At 62.2% G+C, this 23,047-nt stretch carries 20 protein-coding genes and 2 pseudogenes; 6 read left to right on the forward strand and 16 right to left on the reverse strand.

Annotated features, from left to right (window positions below; translation table 11 throughout):
* Nucleotides 1-32: 32 nt before the first annotated feature.
* Nucleotides 33-926, forward strand: a complete 894-nt coding sequence (locus AD659_RS14990) for a LysR family transcriptional regulator (RefSeq protein ID WP_053122571.1) — start codon at nucleotides 33-35, stop codon at nucleotides 924-926.
* Here AD659_RS14990 and AD659_RS14995 read toward each other — a convergent pair.
* The 3 genes from AD659_RS14995 to AD659_RS15005 all read right to left on the reverse strand — a co-directional run bounded on the left by AD659_RS14995 (nucleotide 914) and on the right by AD659_RS15005 (nucleotide 4,464).
* Nucleotides 914-2,095, reverse strand: coding sequence for a (R)-mandelonitrile lyase (locus tag AD659_RS14995; protein WP_053122575.1), 1,182 nt, complete (start codon nucleotides 2,093-2,095; stop codon nucleotides 914-916). The two genes, AD659_RS14990 and AD659_RS14995, sit on opposite strands and share 13 nt — an antisense overlap.
* A 108-nt stretch (nucleotides 2,096-2,203) precedes the next feature.
* The gene (locus AD659_RS15000; protein WP_053122578.1) at nucleotides 2,204-2,722 is read right to left on the reverse strand and encodes a hypothetical protein; all 519 of its coding nucleotides are present in this window, start codon (nucleotides 2,720-2,722) and stop codon (nucleotides 2,204-2,206) included.
* A gap of 224 nt (nucleotides 2,723-2,946) precedes the next feature.
* On the reverse strand, nucleotides 2,947-4,464 hold the full coding sequence (locus tag AD659_RS15005; protein ID WP_053122581.1) for an FAD-dependent oxidoreductase: 1,518 nt from the start codon (nucleotides 4,462-4,464) through the stop codon (nucleotides 2,947-2,949).
* A gap of 50 nt (nucleotides 4,465-4,514) precedes the next feature.
* Here AD659_RS15005 and AD659_RS15010 point away from each other — a divergent pair, with 50 nt between their 5' ends.
* Nucleotides 4,515-5,009: a MarR family winged helix-turn-helix transcriptional regulator gene (locus tag AD659_RS15010; protein ID WP_053122583.1), complete on the forward strand. Its 495-nt coding sequence runs from the start codon at nucleotides 4,515-4,517 to the stop codon at nucleotides 5,007-5,009.
* A gap of 66 nt (nucleotides 5,010-5,075) precedes the next feature.
* On the opposite strand, the gene AD659_RS15015 is transcribed toward AD659_RS15010, so the two are convergent.
* The 7 genes from AD659_RS15015 to AD659_RS15045 all read right to left on the reverse strand — a co-directional run bounded on the left by AD659_RS15015 (nucleotide 5,076) and on the right by AD659_RS15045 (nucleotide 12,345).
* Nucleotides 5,076-5,519 (reverse strand): HIT family protein, encoded by a 444-nt coding sequence (locus AD659_RS15015; RefSeq protein WP_053122584.1) that lies wholly within the window; start codon nucleotides 5,517-5,519, stop codon nucleotides 5,076-5,078.
* Between the two features lie 327 nt (nucleotides 5,520-5,846).
* On the reverse strand, nucleotides 5,847-6,248 hold the full coding sequence (locus AD659_RS15020) for a response regulator (protein WP_053122586.1): 402 nt from the start codon (nucleotides 6,246-6,248) through the stop codon (nucleotides 5,847-5,849).
* Entirely contained in the window at nucleotides 6,245-8,362 is a 2,118-nt protein-coding gene (locus tag AD659_RS15025; RefSeq protein ID WP_231987669.1) for a PAS domain-containing sensor histidine kinase, read from the reverse strand. Before AD659_RS15025 ends, AD659_RS15020 begins: the two co-directional genes overlap by 4 nt.
* A 171-nt stretch (nucleotides 8,363-8,533) precedes the next feature.
* Complete coding sequence (locus AD659_RS15030) at nucleotides 8,534-9,364, reverse strand: amidohydrolase family protein (protein WP_053122590.1); 831 nt, start codon at nucleotides 9,362-9,364, stop codon at nucleotides 8,534-8,536.
* Nucleotides 9,365-9,393: 29 nt separating this feature from the next.
* Complete coding sequence (locus AD659_RS15035) at nucleotides 9,394-10,683, reverse strand: MFS transporter (protein ID WP_053122593.1); 1,290 nt, start codon at nucleotides 10,681-10,683, stop codon at nucleotides 9,394-9,396.
* Between the two features lie 122 nt (nucleotides 10,684-10,805).
* Nucleotides 10,806-11,537, reverse strand: coding sequence for a GntR family transcriptional regulator (locus tag AD659_RS15040; RefSeq protein WP_053122596.1), 732 nt, complete (start codon nucleotides 11,535-11,537; stop codon nucleotides 10,806-10,808).
* A gap of 133 nt (nucleotides 11,538-11,670) precedes the next feature.
* Complete coding sequence (locus tag AD659_RS15045) at nucleotides 11,671-12,345, reverse strand: phosphoribosyltransferase (RefSeq protein ID WP_053122599.1); 675 nt, start codon at nucleotides 12,343-12,345, stop codon at nucleotides 11,671-11,673.
* A gap of 84 nt (nucleotides 12,346-12,429) precedes the next feature.
* Here AD659_RS15045 and AD659_RS15050 point away from each other — a divergent pair, with 84 nt between their 5' ends.
* The 3 genes from AD659_RS15050 (at nucleotide 12,430) to AD659_RS15060 (ending at nucleotide 15,279) form a co-directional block, all read left to right on the forward strand.
* The gene (locus tag AD659_RS15050; protein WP_408003297.1) at nucleotides 12,430-12,918 is read left to right on the forward strand and encodes a YeeE/YedE family protein; all 489 of its coding nucleotides are present in this window, start codon (nucleotides 12,430-12,432) and stop codon (nucleotides 12,916-12,918) included.
* Between the two features lie 2 nt (nucleotides 12,919-12,920).
* Nucleotides 12,921-13,340 carry a DUF6691 family protein gene (locus tag AD659_RS15055; protein WP_053122605.1) on the forward strand — a complete coding sequence of 140 codons (420 nt, stop codon included), beginning with the start codon at nucleotides 12,921-12,923 and terminating at the stop codon, nucleotides 13,338-13,340.
* A gap of 232 nt (nucleotides 13,341-13,572) precedes the next feature.
* Complete coding sequence (locus tag AD659_RS15060; RefSeq protein WP_053122608.1) at nucleotides 13,573-15,279, forward strand: amidase; 1,707 nt, start codon at nucleotides 13,573-13,575, stop codon at nucleotides 15,277-15,279.
* Nucleotides 15,280-15,428: 149 nt separating this feature from the next.
* Here AD659_RS15060 and AD659_RS15065 read toward each other — a convergent pair whose 3' ends face one another.
* Nucleotides 15,429-16,283, reverse strand: a complete 855-nt coding sequence (locus AD659_RS15065) for a LysR family transcriptional regulator (RefSeq protein ID WP_053122611.1) — start codon at nucleotides 16,281-16,283, stop codon at nucleotides 15,429-15,431.
* 74 nt (nucleotides 16,284-16,357) lie between these two features.
* Here AD659_RS15065 and AD659_RS15070 point away from each other — a divergent pair, with 74 nt between their 5' ends.
* Nucleotides 16,358-17,302, forward strand: coding sequence for a DMT family transporter (locus AD659_RS15070; protein WP_053122614.1), 945 nt, complete (start codon nucleotides 16,358-16,360; stop codon nucleotides 17,300-17,302).
* Nucleotides 17,303-17,464: 162 nt separating this feature from the next.
* Here the strand turns inward: AD659_RS15070 and AD659_RS15075 are convergent, their stop codons facing one another.
* The 5 genes and pseudogenes from AD659_RS15075 to AD659_RS15090 form a co-directional block, all read right to left on the reverse strand.
* Nucleotides 17,465-19,519: a 2Fe-2S iron-sulfur cluster-binding protein gene (locus AD659_RS15075; protein ID WP_053122617.1), complete on the reverse strand. Its 2,055-nt coding sequence runs from the start codon at nucleotides 19,517-19,519 to the stop codon at nucleotides 17,465-17,467.
* 272 nt (nucleotides 19,520-19,791) lie between these two features.
* Nucleotides 19,792-20,376 (reverse strand): methyl-accepting chemotaxis protein, encoded by a 585-nt coding sequence (locus AD659_RS30520; RefSeq protein WP_411387523.1) that lies wholly within the window; start codon nucleotides 20,374-20,376, stop codon nucleotides 19,792-19,794.
* Nucleotides 20,377-20,379: 3 nt separating this feature from the next.
* Nucleotides 20,380-21,147, reverse strand: a pseudogene (locus AD659_RS30525) (PAS domain-containing protein); the annotation flags it as partial.
* Between the two features lie 84 nt (nucleotides 21,148-21,231).
* Nucleotides 21,232-21,615 (reverse strand): annotated as a pseudogene (locus AD659_RS15085) (LysR substrate-binding domain-containing protein); the annotation flags it as partial.
* Nucleotides 21,616-21,798: 183 nt separating this feature from the next.
* Complete coding sequence (locus AD659_RS15090) at nucleotides 21,799-22,746, reverse strand: ABC transporter substrate-binding protein (RefSeq protein ID WP_053122623.1); 948 nt, start codon at nucleotides 22,744-22,746, stop codon at nucleotides 21,799-21,801.
* Between the last annotated feature and the right edge of the window lie 301 nt (nucleotides 22,747-23,047).

A 23,047-nucleotide genomic window follows, 5' to 3' on the forward strand; every position in this document is an offset into this window, starting at 1 on the left:
TAATCCTCCCTGCTCATACCAGAGACGGATCAATGACCACCGAACGCTACGATCAACTCGCCATCTTCGCCGCCATCGCCCAGGCGCGCAGCTTCACCCGTGCAGCGGCCAAGCTCGGCATGTCGCAACCGGCGCTGAGCCGGGCGATGCGTCAGTTGGAGGAGCGGCTGGGGGTCAGGTTGTTGTCGCGCACCACGCGCAGTGTCGCCCCGACCGAAGCAGGAGAACACCTGCTGCGGGTGGTCGCTCCGCGCTTCGAAGAGATCGATAACGAGATGGCGATGCTCAGTGAGTTTCGCGATAAGCCGGCGGGTAAGTTGCGCATCACTGCTGGTGAGCACTCCGCAATCACGATCCTGCAATCGGTGCTCGCCAGGTTGTTGCCGGACAATCCTGACCTCACTATCGAAATCATCGTCGACTACGGATTTACCGATATCGTCGCGGAGGGTTTCGACGCCGGTGTGCGGCTGGGCCCACAAGTTGCCAAGGACATGATTGCCCTGCGTATCGGCCCTGACATGCGCATGGCGGTGGTGGGCTCCCCGGCGTATTTCTCCCGGCATGCCAAGCCGGTCATCCCAGACGACCTCACGGCGCACAATTGCATCAACCTGCGCATGCCAACTCATGGCGGCCTTTATGTCTGGGAATTCGAGAAAAACGGACAGGAATTGAAAGTTCGGGTGGAAGGCCAGTTGGTGTTCAACACCATCGCCATGCGCCTGGAAGCGGCGCTTCAAGGCTTGGGGCTGGCCTTCATGCCGGAGGACCTGGTGCAGGACGCTGTCGCGCAAGGCCGGTTGATTCGGGTGCTGGAAGATTGGTGCGAGCCGTTCTCCGGCTACCACCTCTACTACCCCAGTCGCCGCCAAAGTTCACCGGCCTTCACGCTGTTGCGCGAAGCCTTGCGCTACGAGGGTTGACTGGCCTGAACGGTGTCCAATGCTTCAGCGGCGCGCTTGGCCGCGGCGGCGTCGCCCTGCTCGCCCAGTAGCTGGATCAGTTGCCGCAGTTGCGCAGCGCTCAAGCCGACGCGCAGGCTGGCCGCCATGTGCGAGCGCAGTTGTGACTCCACGCCGGGAGTGACCGCCAGCGCGGCAACCGTTGCCAGCTCACGGCTTTGCCAGTCCAGGTTGTCACGCTCGAAAATGTCGCCGAACAGGTGCGTCTGCAAGTACTGGTTGATGACCGGAACGAAATCGAACAACGGCCCTTGGACGGGCGCACCGGCAATGCGCGTCTGGTTGGCCTTGCCCGCCGCCAGCAGCGCATCGCCGGTGGGAATCAGGCGAGCGGGCTCGCGTCCCGACTCGTCCTGGACGCCGCGTTGCTTGCGCGCCTCCACCACTTTCATCAATTCGCCGAGGGCGTTGAGGCTGCGGGGAAAGCCGCTGTAGGCGTAAAGCTGCACCAGGATTTCCTTCGCCTCGCTGACGGTGAGACCGGCATCCAACCCTTGATTCAAGGCGGTATTGAGGCCGGGCATGTTGCTCGTCGCCATGGCGGCGGCAATCAACGGGATGGCTTGCTGCTTGGCCGATAGGGTTTGCGAAACCGCCACGGTCTCCGGCTTGGCCGATGGCGTCGATGCTCCACCGACGCCATATTGTTCTTCGCTGACCTTCTCCAGCCACTCCACGTTCTTGCCCTCCACCGTGCCGGTCACGGCCAGGTGAGTCATGGCGCTCGTCGGTGCAGCGCCATGCCAATGCTTGACGCCTGGCGGGCAGACGATCACGTCGCCCGGGCGGATCTGCTGTACGGGCTTGCCCCATTCCTGCGTCAGGCCGACACCGGAAATCACCACCAGGCGCTGTCCGGCGGGATGGGTATGCCAGGCCGAGCGCGCGCCCGGCTCGAAGCTGACGTAGGCGCCGGAGGCATTGATTTCATCGGTCGCCGGAAACAGGGGATCAACCCGCACGCGCCCAGTGAAATAGTCCGCCGGACCTGCGACTGAAGCCTGGCTGCCGGCCCGGCTGATCTGTTGCGAAGTCCGCGATTCGCGGGTGTTTTCTGTACTGGCGGCGTCGGCAAAAGGTGCTGCCGCGCATAGCGCAAAACAAAGGCTACCGGTTGAACGCAGAGTCATTTGGCTTTCCTCTCGATTGATATCGTAGAGAACAAATTACCCGCGCTGTATTAATCGATAAACCATGCCAATTACATAGCACTCATATCGCAATCGCATGAATCCGATTTACTTGATCTCGACCAACCGCACTGCCTGTGATCCATCCAGGGACAGGTGAATCACGGCGGCCCGGCTTGGGAAATTCGGCGCATCCTCGTCGGTATTCTCCAACACCGGAATGTCGATCAGCGTCTGCTCACCCGTCGGGTCGCTGACCAGCTTGGCATCGAGTTTGTCGATGGCCCGCCAGCTGTCACCACCGATGCGCATCACGTCCAACAGGCTGTAGTGCGGCACGCCTTCTTCGTTCTCTTCGGGGGTGAAGGCTGCCAGGTATTGGCTGTAGTTGTTGCCCATGCCGAAACCCTCGACGGTGAAGACCGCGAGGGTGACCTGGCTGTCCTCACCGGTGTCCAGCGTCTGCACCAGCGTTGCTTCGGGGTAGCCGGTGGCGTAGCTGTCCTTGATGAGCGCCACCAGGTGCTCGATCTGTTTTTCCAAGGCTTTCGGAATGGGTGTCGATTCAGCGGCGTGGGTCAGGGTGCAAGTGAACAACAAGGCAGCGGTCAGCAGGCGCAATTTCATGGAGGTGAAGTCCAGAGGTATCGGGAGGTCAGCGCGCAATGGTAGCGGTTGGAAAGGGATTGGGTGGCGAATTGTTGATGGGTTTTGTGGTGGGGTGCACAACCTTGTTCGCGAAAGCGGTGGGTCAGTGCGCGTCGATGGCGGTGGTCTCTGTGCATCGATGCTGAATGTATCGCCGCAGGCCTACCCGAACGGCCACTGATTAGCGCTGCGTGCCGTAGACCCTAAGTCAAATCCTCCAACTCGACAGGGTGCAGCCCTACCCGTGCCAAGTAGCTTTTCAGCGCCTCCCCCTCTCCGGCTGATACGAATGCACCGATGTACCCGTCGGGACGAACAAGAACCCAATCGCCCAACGCAGGTTGATAAGCGTCACGAAAATGCCCTTGGTCATCCTGGAGATCACCGCCAGGGCCGATGACATGGATGTGCAATCCAGGACGAGGCCGTACCGTGCTGCGTTCCGCGCCATAACCGAGCAGTGTCCAGTGCGCGCCCTGGAACAGATCGAACAGCCGTTGCGGTTTACCGGCCGCCCCGCGCATGGGTGCGTCCGGTGCGCGGTCACCGGCCGAGGGGCCGCCGGTGCGTTCGGGTTGCTCAAGGGCGAGCGTGGAGTCGGGATAGCCGATGTCGAGTTGGTGCACTTCGCGCCCACGACGCATGTCGCCACGCTGGTGCGCGTCCAGCAGTTTGGTGGAAAGGCCCAGCATCGCCTCTGCGACCGGGCGGCGTTCTTGCTCGTAGCTGTCGAGCAGCGCCGTCGACGCGCCGTTGATGACCGCTGCCAGTTTCCAGCCCAAGTTGTAGGCATCCTGCACGCTGGTATTGAGGCCCTGGCCGCCCGTGGGTGGGTGGACGTGTGCGGCATCGCCGATGAGAAACGCTCGACCGACCCGGTATTGATCGGCCAACCGTGCGTTCATGGTATAGGCCGATGCCCAGGACACCGAATGGATATGGATATCCCCGCGCCCCGTGCGTTGTGCGACCAGGGTCGTCAACGCTTGCGCATCCAGGTCGATGTCCGCGTCGAGGCCTATCGGCGCCTGGATCTGGAACAGTTCAGTCCCGGCCAACGGACACAGGAAGATCTGACGCAGCATGTCGCCGTCGCCGAAGCGATGCCAGCGATCCCGCGACAGGCCCGTAACCAAGACGTCGGCCACCACGGCGCGGATACCGAGCGTCTTGCCCGGAAAACCGACACCCAGCGCATGACGGATAAAGCTGCGACCGCCATCGGCCCCGACAAGCCAGCGCACCCGCAGCGTTTCTTCGTCGGCCTTACTGCCCAACTGAACGCTGACGCCCTCGGCATCCTGCTCGAACCCCGCCAGTTCGCAACCAAACTCCGCCCGGTGGCCCAATTCGAGCAAGCGTTCACGCATGACCTGTTCCGTCAGCCATTGCGGCACCATCAACGGCGATTGATGAGGCTCCGCTGGCGTGGGGTCGTTTTGCTCGACGCTGACGGTGTCGGTGAAACTGCCATCGTCGCGATATCGACGTTCAGTCGGGTAGACTCCTCCCATTGCGACGATTCGGTCGAGGATCCCCATGTCCTCGAATATTTCCTGGGTCCTGGGCTGTAGGCCCTTGCCACGCGAGCCGTTGAACGGCTGGTCTGCCTTCTCGATCAGGCGAAAGGGAATCCCCCTCCTTGCCAACTCGATGGCCATCGCCAGACCGGCCGCGCCCGCACCGCAAATCAATACCTGGATTTCGAATTGCTCTTTCATGACGACCCCACATATGTGCAGAACGCACATACTTAGACGGAGCGGGAACAGTGTCAACAGAAAATGTGCAGAACGCACATATTAATGCCCAATTGCGCGAGCTTCACGGCGCCCTGATGGAAATCGTCGGGGTGATGAACCGACCTCAGCGCGACGAAGCCATGGTTCGGGCGGCCGGAATATCCCTGGATCGCGCCCTGTTTCCGTTGCTGGTGTCGGTGGAGCGGCTTGGTCCTATCGGCGTCGGTGAACTGGCCGATCGCGTCGGGCGCGACTACACCACGGTCAGTCGGCAGGTGTCGAAGCTCGAAAGCCTGGAGTTGGTCGCTCGGGAAAGTACCGCCGACCGCCGGGTGCGCAAGTCGGTCATCACGCCGAAAGGCAAGGCGATGACTGATCGCATCGACGAGGCACGTGCGCGGATAGGACGGGCCATTTTTGCCACGTGGGATGAAGCGGATGTAGAGAACCTGGTACGGCTCATGTGCAAGTTTGCCAACGACATCAAGGATGACACGCTGACCGGTGCGCAGGACCAGGCTTGAGGCAAGGTGATCGCCAGTTCTGATGCGTGGGGCACGCCCTGTGCCCCTACAGAATCTTGCCCAGCGTCAGGCCCCTGAGCGAATCCGCTCGACCAGGCGCGCCTGGAGCTTTTCCAGTTCTTCGGGATCGGCCTTGCCCCGGCCATGCACACCCGCTTCCTCACCTTCCCAGCGAGGAATGATGTGCATGTGAATGTGATAGACCGTCTGCCCGGCCACCGCACCATTGAACTGCGCGACCTGGACCCCGTCCGGCTGCAACTCGTCCACGATGATTCGCGTCAGGCGCTGCACGGCAGCCATCATCGTGCTCAGGATTGCGGGCTCGACCTCAAGAATATTCCGTGCCTGGGCGTTTTTGGGAATGACCAGGACATGGCCGCGCGATTGCGGAAAGATATCCAGGAAGGCCAGCACATCGGCGTCTTCGTAAATCTTGTAGCACGGCGCATCGCCGCGAAGGATCAACGCAAAGATGTTCTGCGGATCGTAATGACCGTGGAGACTCATGATCACTCCTTGAATGGGTTTTTGAGCGGTGGGTTGCCGGTAAGAGATTTAGCACAGTCCAGAGGCGACGTCTCGTAGAGGCCTGCTTGGGAACCAAGGGCTGGGCCCGCTCCCACAGTTTTTCGAGCGTTCGCAAAAGTCGTGCCTGGCCAATATCCCTGTGGGAGCGAGCCTGCTCGCGATGGCGGTGGGTCAGTTTGTACGGGTATTGAATGTGAGATCGCTTTCGCGAGCAGGCTCGCTCCCACAGGGGATTTGTGGCGCCCGCTCAGTCACAGTCCACCGCCGGGCCATTGTGGGAGCGAGCTTGCTCGCGATGGCGGTGGGTCAGTTGGCATCGGTGCTGGATGCCTGGCCACTTGCCCGAGCCTCCTTCAGCGTAACGGCAATCTTCTGCTGCAATTCACTTTCCGAAAACGGCTTGTGCAGGACCGGGCGGCCGGCGTATTCGACCGGCAGCCCGCTGGCACCGTAGCCGGTGCTGAACAGGAAGGGAATCTGGCGATTGCGAAGGATGTCGGCTACCGGAAAAACCCGCTCGCCCGCCAGGTTGACATCCAGGATCGCCAGGTCCACCTGTACCGAGCCGGCAATTTCACAGGCCGCAGCGAGTCTGGCGACCGACGCCACCACTTCGCATCCGAATTCCTCCAGCATCTCCTCGATCAACAGGGCAATGGCGCCTTCGTCCTCGACGACCAGCACCCTGGTTCCAGCCAATGGGGTCATGCCCCGGTCGCTCCAATCAGGAACGAAAAGCGACAGCAAACACCTTGTGGAGCGTAGGTGAGGTCAAACGTGCCACCCAAGTCGCGCTCGATGCAGCGCTTCATCAGGCGCGACCCCAGCCCTTCCCGTTCCGGCGGGGAGACCAGCGGCCCTCCACGCTCTTGCCAGTCAAGGGTCAGCAGCGTTCCGCCTGCTTGGGTTTGCAGATGCCAGGTGACGGCAAGCGTCCCCGTCTCGACCGACATCGCCCCGTACTTGAGCGCGTTGATCGCCAGTTCATTGAGGGTCATGGTGAGATTGAGCGCCACACGGGTGCCGACATCTACAGAAGCGCCCTCAATCACCACACGGCCAGGCTCATGCCCGAACACCGGCATCAGCACGTCATGGGCCAGGGTGTCGAGCGGCGTCTGCCCCCAATGCCGTTTGGTCAAGAGATCGTGTGCTCGCGACAATGCCAACAGCCTGGCCTCGAAGCGCCGGTAGCCGTCTTTCGCATCCTCGGCATTGCGCGCGGTCTGGGCCGCCAGCGACTGCACCGTGGCCAGGGTGTTCTTGACCCGGTGATTGAGCTCATCGATCAGCGTCTTCTGGCGGTTTTCCGCCTGCTTTCGTTCGGAAATATCGACCAGCATGTTGATGGCGCCCACCAGGTTTCCATCGGCATCATGCAACGGCGTGGGAAACGGCGTGAACGGTACACGACTGCCGTCCGGTCGCTCTGCAATCGCCTCGACGCCGCGTATCGGCCGGTTCTCTTTCAGCGCCACCGCCATCGGGCATTGGTCATGGGGAAGTGCGGTTCCATCGGTATTGAACAGCTTCCAGGTCACACACCACATCTCGCCCAACTGCGGCGTGCGCCCCGACAGTTCGACAGCGGCACGATTGAAGAACGTGATGTGCCCCTCGGCGTCGGTGGTATACACCGCCGCCGGCAACGCCTCGAGTAGATTGCGCATGTGCCGTTCGCTTTCGCGGATCTGGTTTTCCATCCGCCGCGCCAGCGTGACGTCCTGCAGCACCCGCACGCCATAACGAAACGTACCGTTGGCGTCCCTCACCGACGAGCTGTGGATGTCGAGGTACACCACCTCCCCATCGGGCTTTACAGCGCGCTTGCGAAGCACGTAGTTATCCAGCTCACCGGCCACCTGGCGAGCGTACAACCCGGCATCCTGCGCAATGCAGTCCGGGTGGGTGTAGTCCAGGAAGGTCATTGACAGGAGCGCTTCCCGCGACCGGCCCAGCATGTTGCACAGGGCGTCGTTCACCCGGAGCAAGCGACCGTCGATGCCAGCCTCGGCAATGCCGATGGTTGCCGCTTCGTAGGTCGCCGAAAGCCGGTCATCGCTGTCCTGGCGCGCCGCCTCGGCCGCATGGACGCAGCTCCTGTCGAGGGTGAAGCAGCGGGTGTTGAAGAGTTTTCCGTCCTCGAACCGTCCATTCGAGGTGATCGTGACATGCTTGATCGAGCCGTCCTTGGCCCTCAGGCGCGCCGGATAGCTCTCCAGGCAGTCGCCACTGCCCAGCTTGGTGAGGATATCGCCGATGACAGGTTCGTCGACATGAAACTCGGTGATGTGCCGCCCGATGTATTCCTCCGGCGGATAGCCCAGCAGTGCCAGCTCCGCCTTGTTGGCGCGCAGGATGACGCCCTCGCCACTGACGATATGCAGGCCCACGGCACTGTTCTCGAAGAAGTCTTCCAGGTCGGCACTCTTGCGCCGAAGCTCCTCGGCCATGGCATGGTGCGCCGAGACGTCCTGGAAGCAATTGATCACCCCTTCAATGGCGCCCCGCCAATCCGTGAGGACGCGGATGTTCATCAGCGCCACGAACCGCGAACCGTCCGGGCGCTCGATGATCACTTCCTGGTTGCGCGGCGCGATACCGGTACTGAGCGCCGAGGCCGTCGGGCAGTGTTCGAAGGCCAGCGGCGTGCCGTCGGTCAGGAACAATCGGTGAGCGCCGCAGAAGCGGTCGCCGTTCTCTCGGAGTGCCGGCGCCCTTCCCCACAGCTCGGCCGCCTCACCGTTGTACCGGACGAGCCATCCCTCGCGATCACAGAGATACACCGCACCGGGAATGGCATCGAGCGCGCTCGTCCCCATTGCGATCAAGCTTTCGTACTCGCTTGGCGTATGTGTTTGCGTGGGTAGCTCTTCAATGTTCGACATCAGTCATCCCCAGACCATCTGGCCGCAACGCGCAGAGTTTCAATGGATTCTAGATCCCTATTCATCGCACGAGTTCAGGAAACTCTTCATCGCGCCTCTCGCACCTCAGAAACCGAATAATGCCCGGGGTGCCTGGACCATTAACGCATGCGTCTGCGACGCCGAACATTCCAATGCACGCAACTGCGCCATGACCGTTTCGAAGCCGACATTGGCTTCATGCTGTGTGTGCGGCCAATCGCTGCCCCACACCAGGCGCTCGGGGCCGAAGCTGCGCTGCAGCAGCGTCAACGAGGCGCGGGCAAATTCGAGATTTTGCGCCGCCGTTGCGCCCAATCGATAGATGCCGGACACCTTCACCCAGACGTGCCCGCCCTGCCCCAGCGCCATCAATTGGGCAAAGCCAGGTTGATCCGGCCCCAAACGCGCCTCCGGGCGGCCGAAGTGATCGACCACCAACTTGATGCCCAATGGCAACAACTGCCCCATCAGTCCCGGTAAATCCGCAAGGCTGGCATGCAATTCGACGTGCCAATCCAGTTCCGCGATGTGGCCCAGGAAACCCTTCCAGGCCGCATCGCGAAAATCAGGCAAGGCTTTGCCCATCAGGTTCAGGCGCACCCCAACCACACCCAGCCGGGCCATGTCGTCCAGCTCGGCTCGGCTGACGTCTCGCGCCACCACCACGACCCCACGCAACTGCTCCGGTGCCTGCCGTAACGCGGCCAGCAGGTAGCGGTTATCGGTGCCGAGAAAACTCGGTTGCACCAACACGCCATGGCTCAAGCCGTGGGCGTGCAAGTGGCTCAGGTATTGAGCAAGCGTGGCGTCATAGTCGGGTGTGTAGCGCCGGCCAGCGACCAGTTCCAGCTCACGACTGAACACGTGGGCGTGGCAGTCAATGCCGGTTAACGGCTTGGTACAGGTATCAACCATGGGTCTCATCTATCGACAATAAGGGGAAATCAGGCTCGGGCGCCCTGGCTGTCACGCTCGACCACAGGCGCCGATGCCGCAGTGGCTTCCAGGCTGCGGCCGCGGGTTTCCGGCAGACACAGCGCCGCGATCACCGCCACGCCGTAGGCAATCCCAGCGTCGATACCAATGGCCGAGCCCAAGGACATGGAATCACTCATGTGACCGACCAGGAACGGAAACACCGCCGAGAGCACCCGGCCGAAGTTGTAGCAGAACCCCACGCCGGCGCCGCGCACATCCGCCGGGTACAACTCGTTGAAAAACGCCCCGAGGCTCGCCGGGATACCGGCCGCGAAGAAGCCGAGCGGGAACCCCAGGAACAGCATCTGGGTGTTACTCAACGGCAGGAACACATAACACTGTACGGTGACCACGCAGCACAGCGCGAACAACACGATGTTCTTCCGACGACCAATGCGATCGATCAACAGGCCACTGACCACGCAGCCACACCAGAAGGCAAAGATGATCACCGCCAGGTAACCACCGGAGTTGAGCACCGACAGATTGCGCTCGGTCTTGAGGAAGGTTGGCAGCCACGTCATTACGGCGTGGTAGCCGCCGTGCGCGCCGAGCCCCAATAACCCGCCGAACAAGGTCACACGGATCAGCTCGGGGCGAAAGATGCCGCCGAGGGACTTAAAGAAATTCTGCGGGATAACGTTGTCTTTTTTCAGGCGCTGGAAGCTGTCGGGCTCTTCCACGTTGCGCCGCACCCAGATGATCAGGAACGACGGCAGCAGACCCACGATGAACATCACCCGCCACGCCATGTCCTGCGGCACCAGGGAATAAATCAGCGTGAAGACGCCGACCGCCAGCCCCCAACCCACCGCCCAGGCACTTTGCACGGTGCCCATGACTTTGCCGCGGTACTTGGGGTTGATGGTCTCGGCCATCAATACCGCGCCGGCGGCCCATTCCCCGCCAATACCGAAGCCTTGCAGGGCCTTGACGATCAACAACTGGTGGAAGCCAGTGACGAACGCCGACAGGAAGGTGAAGAACGAAAACCACAAGATCATCCACTGCAGCGTGCGCACCCGGCCGTAGCGGTCCGACAGCGTCCCGCCGACCCAACCGCCGAGGGCCGAAGTGACCAGGGTCACACCACTGACCAACCCGGCATCGCCCTTGGTCAGGGCAAACGCGGCGATCAACGCCGGGATCGCCAGACCGAACATCTGTACTTCCAGGGCGTCGAGCGACCATCCGCCGAAACAGGCCCAAAAGGTTTTGCGCTCCCGCGCAGTGATTTGGCGATACCAACTGAACATGATTTTTATCCTTATAAGTGGAACGAAAGGCAGCCGAGAGCGAACCGCGCCGCTACAGGGCCAGTCATGGCAAACAAAACGATAAGGACAGCGGCGACCGACGCGCCGCTATCCAGACAGGGTCAGCGGATTTCCACGCGGTAGCGGAAGTGCTCGGCATGCCCACGGGAGCGTCGCCACTCCAGTGGATTGCCGGCGTAGTCCCGCGCCAGGCGCTCGATCACCACCACCGGGCTGTTGACCGGCACCTGCAGCAATCTGGCGTGCACCTCATTCACCGATTCGGCGGTGAGGGTTTCCTCGGCATAGGCGACGACCTGGCCGCAGACTTCTTCATAGATGGGGTAAAGCAACGGGCCCTTTTGATTCAGGTCGATGTCGAGCAAGGCTTGGAAGCGGCTACGGGGCAACCAGATTTCTTCGGCGAGCACCGGCTCCACCTCCAGCAGACGCACCCGCACAATGCGAATCACCGGCGCCTCCACCGGCAACCCCAATGCCTGGGCTACCGCCGAAGGCGCGGCCACCGGTTCCACCGTCAAGATGCGGCTTTCGGGAACCCGGCGTTCGCCCGAAGCGCTTTGAAAGCGGAAGAAACGGAACAGCGACGATTGAAACTGCGGCCGCCGGATAAACGTACCGCGTCCCTGCTGGCGCTCGAGGATGCCCTCGCTGACCAGGGCATCGATGGCCTTGCGCACCGTGCCGGTCGACAACTGGTACTCCGCTGAAAGCGCCGCCTCGGTCGGAATCGCCTCCCCCGGACGCCAGCGGTTATTGGCGATCTGCTCAGCCAACTGATCGCGTAAACGTTGATAAAGCGGCAGACGAGCATCGCTGGAGAGAGCATTCATGACCTTATTCACCTTGTTATCTAGTCATCTATATGAATTTTTCGCGAGTATTCCCGCAGGTGATCGGCTTGTCAAGAATGAGTGCCCTGCCGTACGTCAGCCCGTATGAATGTTCAATGGCGTAACGCAGCAGTTATGAGCGAGGCCGGCTCCGCGCTTTCCGCAACAGCTCGACCACCCTTTCGTCCGGGGTCTGGCTGAAATCTTCATACCAATCGCCCACCGAGCGCATCCACTCGGGCATCAACGGGCACACCAACTCATCAACCTCGCTGCGCAAGGCTTCAGCGGTCTCCACCGGTGCCACCGGAACGGCGACGACGATGGCGGAAGGGTTTTGCAGACGCACCGCATGGACTGCCGCCATCATCGAGGCACCGGTGGCCAAGCCATCATCCACCAGAAGCACCACTTGGTTTTTCAGCTCGACAGGTGGGCGGCTGCCGCGATAACGCGCTTCACGGCGCGCCAGCTCCTGCGTTTCCCGCTGGAGCACCGCATCGAAGGCGGCCTGGTCAACGTGATGGGCACTCAACGCAGCGTCGTTGCGAATCTGGATGGCGCCGCTGGCAATCGCCCCCATCGCCACTTCTGGGTGGGACGGCACGCCCAGCTTGCGCACCAATATCAAGTCCAGGGGCAGCCCCAGGCCTTCGGCCACTTCCCATGCGACGGGCACGCCGCCCCGAGGCAACGCCAGGACAATCGCATCGTCTCGTCCACGGTATTGGGCCAACGGTTTTATCAGGCGTTGGCCGGCCGCCGCTCGATTCGCGTAAGGCGGCGATGCAAAAGACAGAGGATTCATATTCAGGTCTCCTTGCAAAAACGGACACGTCGCACGCACAGTCACATTGTCAGGATACTCAGCACTGGATGACCCAGGCTACAGGTGCCGTCACGCCCATCGACAGGCGGACACACGGACACCGAACAGGAGAAATTCATGAACATCGACTGGCTCAATTTCACCCCTTGGTCGTCCTTGGCGGGCGGCCTGCTGATCGGCCTGGCGGCCGGTCTGTTCGTCGTCGCCAATGGGCGCATTGCCGGCGTCAGCGGCCTGATTGGCAGCCTGCTGCAACGTGGCGCTGAAGGCATTGGTGAAAAGGCGCTGTTTCTCCTCGGCCTGCTCGTTGCGCCACTTCTCTGGGGGGTGTTTACCCACCTCCCAGCGCTTGAATTCCAGAGTGGTGCGGCCGGTCTCATCATCGCTGGCCTGTTGGTAGGCATCGGCACCCGCTACGGTTCAGGCTGCACGAGCGGCCATGGCGTGTGCGGCCTGTCCCGCCTTTCGCCACGCTCGATGGTTGCCACCGCCTGCTTCATGTTCAGCGGTTTCGCCACGGTGTTGGTCCTGCGTCATTGGCTGGGGGTTTGAACATGCTCAAGTTGACGGCATTCATGGCCGGGTTGCTGTTCGGTTTCGGCCTGCTCCTGTCGGGCATGACCAATCCGAGCAAGGTACTGGCGTTCCTGGATCTGGCCGGTGCCTGGGACCCTTCCCTGGCCCTGGTGATGCTTGGCGCGATTGGCACCGCCATCCTCCCGCTGACCTGGGCGCGCCAGCGCCGCTACTCACTGCTGGGACGTCCCATGCAACTGCCAGCCAAGCGCGAACTGGACAGGCGCCTGATCGGCGGCGCCCTGGTGTTCGGCATCGGCTGGGGCATCGCCGGCATTTGCCCTGGGCCCGCCGTGGCGATCCTGTTGACAGGGCACTGGCAAGCCATCGTTTTCACCTTGGCCATGCTGGCCGGCATGATGCTGTTCACGGCGCTGGAAAAGCGACGGGGTCTCTGAGCCAAAACGCTGATCATTGACGCTGTCGAAGCCGTTTATTAACGATATTTGAAGATGAAAAGTTGTGTCACACCCGAGAAATAGTCCAACAAAACTGGGCTGCCATTGCTCGTTCTTCCGTAGTACAGTAGGCAAAACCCGATAAATATCCACTTTTAGATGACCTGAAGTGCCAGGCCCCAACGTCAATGGACCCGCACACCCGTCATCCTTCTACCGCGGCGGTAACTGCATGATCGACATCACCGAAGTTTCCATTGCCCAACTGCGCGCCGCGCTGGAATCGGGCCAGACCACGGCGGTAGCGCTTGTCCAGGCCTACCTCGCCAGGATCGATGCCTACGACGGCCCCGACACGCCCACCGCCCTCAATGCGGTGGTGGTGCGCAACCCGGAAGCGCTGAAGGAAGCGCAGGCTTCCGATGCCCGCCGGGCCAACGGCCAAACCCTCGGTCCACTTGATGGCATTCCCTATACGGCCAAGGACAGTTACCTGGTCAAGGGACTCACCGCCGCTTCCGGCAGCCCGGCGTTCAAGGACCTGGTTGCCTATCGCGATGCGTTCACCATCGAACGGTTGCGTGCCGCCGGAGCCATCTGCCTGGGCAAGACCAACATGCCGCCCATGGCCAATGGCGGGATGCAGCGCGGGGTGTATGGCCGGGCGGAAAGCCCGTATAACGGCGACTACCTCACCGCGCCCTTTGCCTCCGGCTCCTCGAACGGTGCGGGCACCGCGACCGCCGCGAGTTTCGCGGCATTTGGCCTGGCTGAAGAAACCTGGTCGAGCGGACGCGGCCCGGCTTCGAACAACGGCCTGTGCGCCTACACGCCGTCGCGTGGAGTGATTTCGGTGCGGGGCAACTGGCCGTTGACGCCGACCATGGACGTCGTCGTGCCCTTCGCCAGGACCATGGCCGACCTGCTCGAAGTGCTGGACGTGGTGGTCGCCGAAGACCCGGACACCCGTGGCGACCTGTGGCGCCTGCAACCCTGGGTGCCGATCCCGAACGTCGACTCGGTTCGCCCCGCCTCGTATCCGAGCCTTGCCAGCGACCCGGGCGCGCTGGCCGGCATTCGGTTCGGCGTGCCACGGATGTACATCAACGCCGACCCTGAAGCCGGTACGGCCGAGACCCCCGGCATCGGCGGCCCGACGGGGCAGCGCATCAATACCCGTGCCTCGGTGATCGACCTTTGGCAGCAAGCTCGCAAGGCCCTGGAGGCCTGTGGCGCCGAAGTGGTCGAGGTGGATTTCCCGCTGGTGTCCAACTGCGAAGGCGATCGCCCCGGCGCACCGACGGTGTTCACCCGTGGCCTGGTTTCCAAGGAGTTCCTGCACCATGAATTGTGGGACCTGTCGGCCTGGGCCTTCGATGATTTCCTGCGGGCCAACGGTGATCCGCAGTTGAATCGCCTGGCGGATATCGACGGACCGAAGATATTTCCCCACGACCCGGGCACCCTGCCCAACCGCGAGGACGACCTGGCCGCCGGCATGGATGAGTACGTGAAAATGGCCCAACGGGGTATCACGCCCTGGGACCAGATCCCGACCCTGCCCGACGGGCTGCGAGGGCTTGAAGAAACACGCCGGATCGATCTGGAAGACTGGATGGAACGGCTGGGCCTGGACGCGGTGATCTTCCCGACCGTCGCCGACGTCGGGCCGGCGGATGCGGACGTCAACCCAGCGTCTGCGGATATCGCCTGGAGCAACGGGGTCTGGGTCGCCAACGGCAACCTCGCCATCCGCCACCTGGGCGTACCCACGGTTACCGTGCCGATGGGCGTCATGGCGGACATTGGCATGCCCGTCGGGCTGACGTTTGCCGGGCGTGCCTATGATGATTCGAAGCTGTTGCGACTGGCATCGGCATTCGAGTCCATTGGCTCCAAGCGCCTGGTGCCGCCTCGGACACCACCATTGTCGGCGTGACCCGCTCATTGGGGGGGCTGCTGCGCAGCCCAGCGGGAGCAAGCTCCCTCGCCACAAAAGCAGTGTTCGACTTCATTTTGAGTACGGGCGGCGCCCCGTGGCGAGGGAGCTTGCTCCCGCTGGACTGCGCAGCAGTCCCTAGCCCGGCCCTACAGCCGGAAATGCTGTTGCATGGCAAGAGAAAGCAGGCTCACGGCCTCATCGCCCTGTGACGCCTGGCTCCGCATGAACACCACCTCATGCTCCGCAATCACCGGCAGGTCTTCAAGGATCTGCATGGCATCCGTCACCCGGGCGCGGTCGATCAGGCTGATCGCCAACCCCGCCTCCACGCAGGCCTTCACGGCCTGGTTGGAAGGGCTTTCCAGGACGATGCGGGTCCTGCGCCCACTTTGCCTGAGGGACTCGATCATCGCTTGCCGGTAAGGACATTGCGCCGCATGCACCGCCAACGGCAGCGGCTCCATCGAGGCGGCCGCCGTGTGGGCCGGCCCGACCCAGACCGGCGTGGTGGAAACCAGCACTCGCACCTCTGCGTTCGCTTGACCCTTCGGCTGGGTAACGACCGCTGCCTGGAGCTTGCCGCGCAGCACCAGGTCACGTAGCGCGTAGCTTGGCGCGGTCTTGAGCTCTAGCACGACGTTGGGCCAGGCTGCAGCGAAAGTCGGGAGGATGTCGCGGATGACATGGTCGGCGTATTCATCCGGCACCCCCAACGTGATGCGTCCCGCCAACCGAGTGCCGTGCAGGTCAGCCAGCACCCGGTCATGAGTACTCAGCAGCTCCGTCGTCGCCACGAGCAAACGCTTGCCAAGCGCGGTGAGGGACACCGATTGATTGTCCCGGTTGAGCAACCGCCCTCCCGCCACTGCTTCCAAACGCTGGATATGCACACTGACCGCCGCCGGGCTCTTGTGCAGTTGTTCCGCCGCCGCACTGAATTTCCCGATCCGCGCCACTGCATGAAAAGTACGTATCAAATCGATATCGAGTATGGCTTTCATGATTCAATCTTCGTGAACAACTGATGCATTACATTTTGATTTATTAGATTAGCCGGGTTCCGTAGCCTGTGGTCATGAACCCGAACAAATCGATGATCTGCACGTCCCTGCCCCGGCCCGCCTGGTACTGGCTGATTCCATTGCCGTTGCTGGAAGCGGCATTGCTTGTGTCGTGGAGCTCCGGCTTCATCGGCGCGCGCTTTTCCATCGAATACGCGCCGGCCCTGCTGGTGGTGTTCTGGCGATGCGTCGTGGTCACGCTCGTCCTGTTTCCCTTCGTCGCCAGGCAACTCCGCCGAACCTCGCCCGTCGCGCTGTTGAAGAACGCCGGCATCGGCCTCCTGGCAATGGCGGGCTACCTGGGCGGCATCACCCAAGGCATTGCCCTGGGTGTACCGGCGGGCCTGGCCGCACTGATCGCCGACCTGCTGCCGATGGGCCTGGCACTGCTGTCCGCCGGCGTACTCAGGCAACGACTGGCCTGGCAAGTCTGGGTGGGGCTGCTCATCGGCCTGGTCGGCGTCATGCTGGTGACCCAAGGCGCATTGGCGTGGGGTAACGCGCCCTTATGGGCCTATGGCCTGCCGCTGCTGGGCATGCTCTCACTCGCCGTCGCGACCCTGTGGCAGAAATATCTACCCCCTTCACAATCGCTGGGTCTGCTGCCCAATCTCTGGCTGCAATGCTGCGTGTCAGGCCTGGCCTTCGCCCTTGTCGAGGGTGCCCAGGGCAGCCTGGCCCCGCTCCCCAGCACAGGCTTTGCGCTGAGCGTTTTGTGGACCGCAGGCCTTTCGACAATGGGCGGCTACGGACTCTATTGGTTGTGCCTGCGTCGTGCGACAGCCACCCGCGTCGCCAGCGTCCTGTACCTCAGCCCACCCATTACGATGCTCTGGGCCTGGGCCATGTTCAACGAACCGCTTTCATGGCAAATGGTGGTGGGAATGGCGGTGTCCGGGGTGGGCATCTGGCTGGTCGTTGATACCGAAGCACGGCAGGCCACCAGCTCAAGACCATGACCGACACACCAAAGCACTACCAATCCCGGATGCAGAAGGTGCTCGACTACATCGACCTGCATCTTGATGATTGCCTGGATCTGGCTTGCTCGCGAGAGGCCAGCCCATCCAACATCTTCATCGGCTGTAAAACCGCCACAGTCGGGTCGCCAGACCTCAAGCCTAAACCTCAAGCACCAACGACTCGCTCCCTTGGGCCGGCACGGCGCAGCAGATCAGCACTTCACCTTCGCCCACCGGTTCGGCCGGCTGGCTCAGGTAATGCACCTGGCCGCGGCTCAAGCGGGTTTTGCAGGTGCCACAGGAACCGCCGCGGCAACTGAACTCCGGGTTCAGGCCGCGCGCTTCGGCCAGCTCCAGCAGCGTTCCAGCGCCGGGTTCCCAACGGGCTTCCTTGCCGGAACTGGCGAACAAGACCTTCACCGCTTCAGTCGCGGCAGGCACTTGCTGGGGCGCCGGCATGCTGACTTCCAGAGCTCGCACCAGGGTGGAAGGACCGAAGGTTTCCGCGTGAATACGATCATCAGGGATGCGCAACTTGCGCAGCCCGTCGTACAGCGCCTGGGTAAAGCTACCTGGCCCACACAGATAGAAGTCGTAGTCGTTGAGCGGCAACAGTTTCTTCAGCAACTCCACATCGATCCGGCCCGCCAGGTCGTAGCCTTCCGCGCCCTCTCCCTCCGTGGACGGTTGACTGACCATGCGCACAACCCTGAGCTTGTCGCCGGCACGGGCGGCCAGTTCATCGATTTCTTCACGGAACGCCAGGTCGGCCACCGAGCGAGCACTTTGCACCAGCCAGACCGGGCGCATGCGGCTGATGCGTTGCCCCTGGTAAACCACCTCGCGCAACATCGACAACAGCGGCGTGATACCCACCCCCGCCGCCAGCAATACCAACGGACGCCGCTCGGTGGGCTGGACCGTGAAGTGGCCCTGGGGCGCCCGCGCTTCGATCTCGTGCAGCGCCCGCACCTGCTCATGCAGGTGCGACGATACCGATCCATCGCGCTTGACGCTGATGCGCAAAAAATCATCCGACGGCGCGCTGGAGACGCTATAGGTCCGGATCGACGGGGCGTTCTGCCCCTCCAGCTGGATCCGCACCGGCAAATGTTGCCCGGCTTCAAACCGGGGCAACCCCAAGCCATCGCTCGCCTGTAGATGGAACGAGCGAATGTCGGGACTCTCATCCACCACCCGCGCGACCCGCAACGAACGCCAACGGCTACGCAGCGCCTCGGCTTGCAAGCGCTCGGCGGCCTGCTCCCAACTGCCGGTCATCAATGAATTGGGCGAGTCACCTTCGTCCTGATCCTTCCAGCGCAGCGCAATGGCGGCCGGGCGATGGACGATGCGCTGCGGCGTGAAGCGCAGCAGCCGCTCGGCGCCCTGGAAAGCATTGATCTCGGGATCGTCCAGCAACACTTGCGCCGAGCCGCTCATTTGCAGCAGATCGCCGCTCTGGAAATCGACGAACACCAGCCCGGCCCGTGGGTTGAGCAGGATGTTGCCCAGGGTGTTGAAGAACAGGTTGCCGGAAAAATCCGGAATGGTCAGCGAGCCGTCTTCATCCATGCGCACGAACCCCGGCTTGCCGCCGCGATGAGAGGCATCGACCTGCCGCTCGCCGTCGCGGACCACGTAGGTGGCGATATAGAACGAATCGGCCGCCGTCACCAGGCGCCGCACCAGCGGGTCTGAGACGGTCAATTGACGCGGCGCGACAGCCTGCGCATCGACAAACTGGTACTGGCGCAGGTTGATGTAGCGAGGGCAGTTGCCATAGGCCTGGCTCACTGCAATCTCCAGCCCTGGGACAAGCTGACGGCGCACGACGCCGTTCATGCGATTGCGCCGACGGGTGTGCAATTCGATCCCCAGCATGCCGATGGCATCGCCCTCGCCCATGCCCTCCTGGGCCGGGTCGTTCGGCTCGGGCTCGAGGTTGATGTGCAGGGTCTGCGGATCGGGCGAGTTCATGAAGCCCGGTTGCCCCGCGCGCAGAGTCGCCCAGACGTCGCCTTGGTGATCCACCGCACCCAGCACCACAAACGGCAGTTGGGCGTAGAACTCACGGTGCTGGTCCGGCATCCACGTACGCGCCAGTTGCCGTTGGCCAACACCGGCCATCATGTCGACGGCCCCGACAGAGCGCTGCAAGGTCAGCTCTCCTTCGTGCCAGGGCGAGGCTTGGGCTTTCACGACTTCGTCCATCAGCTACTCCTCGTGCTCGCAGCATGAATGCCTGCGCCAGTGCGCTACGGTTAGGGATTCTCCGCCACCGTCTGCACGGGTGTGCAAGTGGCTGGGATCATCTTCTGCCCAAAGCGGCTGCGAAGGAATACGCACAAACTGCAATCCACCGTTTCATAAAATGGAAGGGTGGGAGACGAGGTTCATGAGAGATAGAGTTACCGCGTCAGGTTCCACATCAGTTGATGCGGCGCATGGCGCGGATGAAGCCTGGATCGCGGAGTCGACGCCCTTCAACCCACCCAGCCGATAGCCGTCTTTGGAATCACCTCGGACTCGTCGAGCTTGGACGCAAACATGCTCACCGCATCGAGGGCATCGGTGGTCCCGTTCCGGATCTGCACGATGACCGATCCCGCCTGATCTGCCAGGGTGACGCCACGCAAGGCGCCCTCATGGGTCACGTTCATGCTCGCGACGGCATCGCGGGTTTCGGAGAGGATCATGCCGATCATTTCGGCAATCTCCGAGGTGGAGCGACTGGTGCGCCCAGCCAGTTGCCGGACCTCGTCGGCCACCACCGCGAAGCCCCTCCCCTGGTCGCCGGCCCGCGCCGCCTCGATGGCCGCGTTGAGGGCCAGCAGGTTGGTCTGGTCGGCGATGCCGCGAATGGTGTTGACGATGGCCGTGATCTCTTCCGAACGCGCGCCCAGTTGCCCAACCAAACGTGCGGAGGCGCCGATGTTGTCGGCGATCTCGCGCATCTCCTTGGCCGTCTGATGGATCACCTGGGCGCCCTGTTCGGCCACGCGCTCGGTCTCGGCGGAGATGTGGTAAGCCCGGGACGCGCCGCGCGAATCCTCTTCGAATTTCTCCACCCGCTCGGTGATGTCACTGGCGAACTTCGCAATTTTGCACAGCTTGCCTTCGGCGTCGTAGACCGGGTTGTAGCTGGCTTCCAGCCAGACGACTTTGCCGTTTTTGCCGAGGCGCTTGAATTGCCCGCTGAAAAACTCACCGGCGTTGAGGCGACGCCAGAAATCGCTGTACTCCGAGCTGCCCACCAGGCTCGGTTCGCAAAATATCCGGTGGTGCTTGCCCTTGAGCTCAGCCAGTGAGTAATTCATGACATTCATGAAGTTGTCGTTGGCGGTCAGGATGTTGCCGCCCAGGTCGAATTCGATCACTGCCATGGCACGGTCGAGGGCCGCCAGCCGGCCACGGGTTTCGGCCTCAGCGGTCACTTTGGCAGTGACATCGAGTGCGTACTTGACCACTTTTACGACGCGGCCCTGTTCGTCCACTACCGGGTTATAGCTGGCTTCCAGCCAAACGCTCTGGCCTGACGCGCTGCGGCGCTGAAACGTGCCGGAAACGAATTGTCCGGCGCGCAATTGGTTCCAGAATTCACGGTATTCGGCGCTGCCCGCCAGCGCCGGGGTGCAAAAATCCCGATGGGCCATACTGATCACTTGATCCGCACGGTAGCCCATCGTTTTCAGGAAATTCTCGTTCGCCCGCAGCACCTTGCCGTCGGGACTGAACTCGATAACCGCCATCGAACGCTCCAGAGCGCCGACCAGTCCTTTGTAGGTTGCTAATTCGGCCGTCCTAGCCGTCAGTTCATTTTTTAGCGTTTTATTAAACATGACGTACCCTCGGTGAACCCTGAAAGTAACCGGACCTTCTATTCATATCGGCGGGTTGGCGTGGGGCTGAACGGTACGGCGTAATTATGTTTCGGCGCCAGAATCCACCGAATCCATCAACCAGCTTCTAAAGGCCTGAACTTTTGGGGAATCGGCCAATTCATGCGGAGTAACTAGGTAAAAGCCCAGGTCGGACTTCAATCGCAGGTCAAAGGGTGCTACCAGTCGTCCGGCCCTCAGGTCCTCCTCGACATAAGTTGAACGGCCGATGCATACCCCCAGGCCGTCAACCGTTGCCTGTACGGCCATCATGGCCAGGTCGAATGTCAGCCGGCTGCCTTCGGCCCGTTTTTTCGGTTGGCCGGCTGCGCTCAGCCACGCACTCCAGTCGCCGCGGGTCACCCCGCTGACTTGCAACAAGGTGTGCCGGGCCAGGTCGCCCGGGGTCCGCAAGGCGGTCGGACCTCGCTCCCACAAGGAATTTTGGGTGGACCTCAAAATCTCGTAATCACCCCGGAAAACTGTGGGAGCGAGCTTGCTCGCGATGACGGCGGCACAGCCAACACCCCCCGCAATCTGACCCACCGCTTTCGCGAGCAAGCTCGCTCCCACAGGGGCCCGCGGGTGGATCAAAAAACGGGTTCGCTCGGGCTATTCGCCCAGGGCCTGACTGAAAGATGTGTCGATAATCCCAGCAGTGGCCAGCGGGGCTGGCAGTGCCTTGACCTTGAACAGGAAGTCCGCCGTGCTTTGCAGGTCGGCAGCGGCCTGTCGGTCCACCGGGCCGACGCTCATGTGGGCCTGGCGCAACCAATGGCGCGAGACATTCTGGTCGAGGTTTGCCTTTTTCGCCCACAGGTCCGCGTATTGGTCGGTGTGATTGTCGACCCAGGCACGGGCCCGTTTCACGCGGCCGAGGAAGTCGGCGATGGCTTCGCGCTTGCTGTCGATGGCCGGCGTCGAAGCGGCGATGGCGCTGAGCCCAGGCATCAGGTCCTTAGCCGTCAGGAGCGGTCGGGCGCCGGAGAACAGGATCTGTTGCGAGATGTAGGGTTCCCACACCGGAAAGGCATCGATGCTGCCCTGGGGCAAGGCCGCCGCCGCGTCGATCGGCATCAGTTTGATGAAGTCCACATGGTTCTCCGGCAGGCCGGCCTGCTCCAGGGCGCGCAAGGTCAGTTGCTGACTCCAGGCGCCCGGCCAGTAGGCGACCTTCTTGCCCTTGAGGTCGGCGATGGTCTTGACCGGTGAGTCCTTGGGTACCAGCAGCGCGATGGTGTCCGGGTTCTGCCGCGAAACACCGATCAATTTCACCGGTGCCTGCTTGGCAGCCAGGAACAGGAACCCCGAATCGCCGAGGAAACCCAGGTCCAGGTCGCCGGTATTCAGCGCCTCGGCCAGGGGCGCGGCAGCCTGGAAGTGTTTCCAGTCGACACGATAGGGGGCGCCCTCAAGCACACCCGAGGCCTCCACCGAGGCCCGTACGTTGTAATAGTTCTGGTCGCCGACGTGCAGGACCAACGGCTCGCTGGCCTGGGCCAAAGGTGCGGCGAGCAATGTGCTGAGGAGCAGACGATGCAGGGATCGGGCGAACTTCATGAAGTCATTCCTGAATGAATTTCATAGAACATAGCGCTCTTACAATCCACCTTAGAAATTCTTTAAACGCATAAGCTCATAGTCACAAGCAGCCCGTGTCCGTGACGCAACAGTGCCGCAACAGACTGTTGGCTGGGCAACAGCACGCTGAGGCCCGAACCCCGAGAGGACGCCCGCAAACCGCCCTTTCCCAGGCTATGGCACAGAGCCTGCAATATTCCTTTCAAGCGTGATTCTCATCCGCTGTCCGATCTTTCGGAAATAAGAACATTGCCTTCCACCGCCTTGTCTGGAGCTGTTC

Source organism: Pseudomonas thivervalensis (assembly GCF_001269655.1).
In the GTDB taxonomy this organism is placed as follows: Bacteria; Pseudomonadota; Gammaproteobacteria; order Pseudomonadales; family Pseudomonadaceae; genus Aquipseudomonas; species Aquipseudomonas thivervalensis.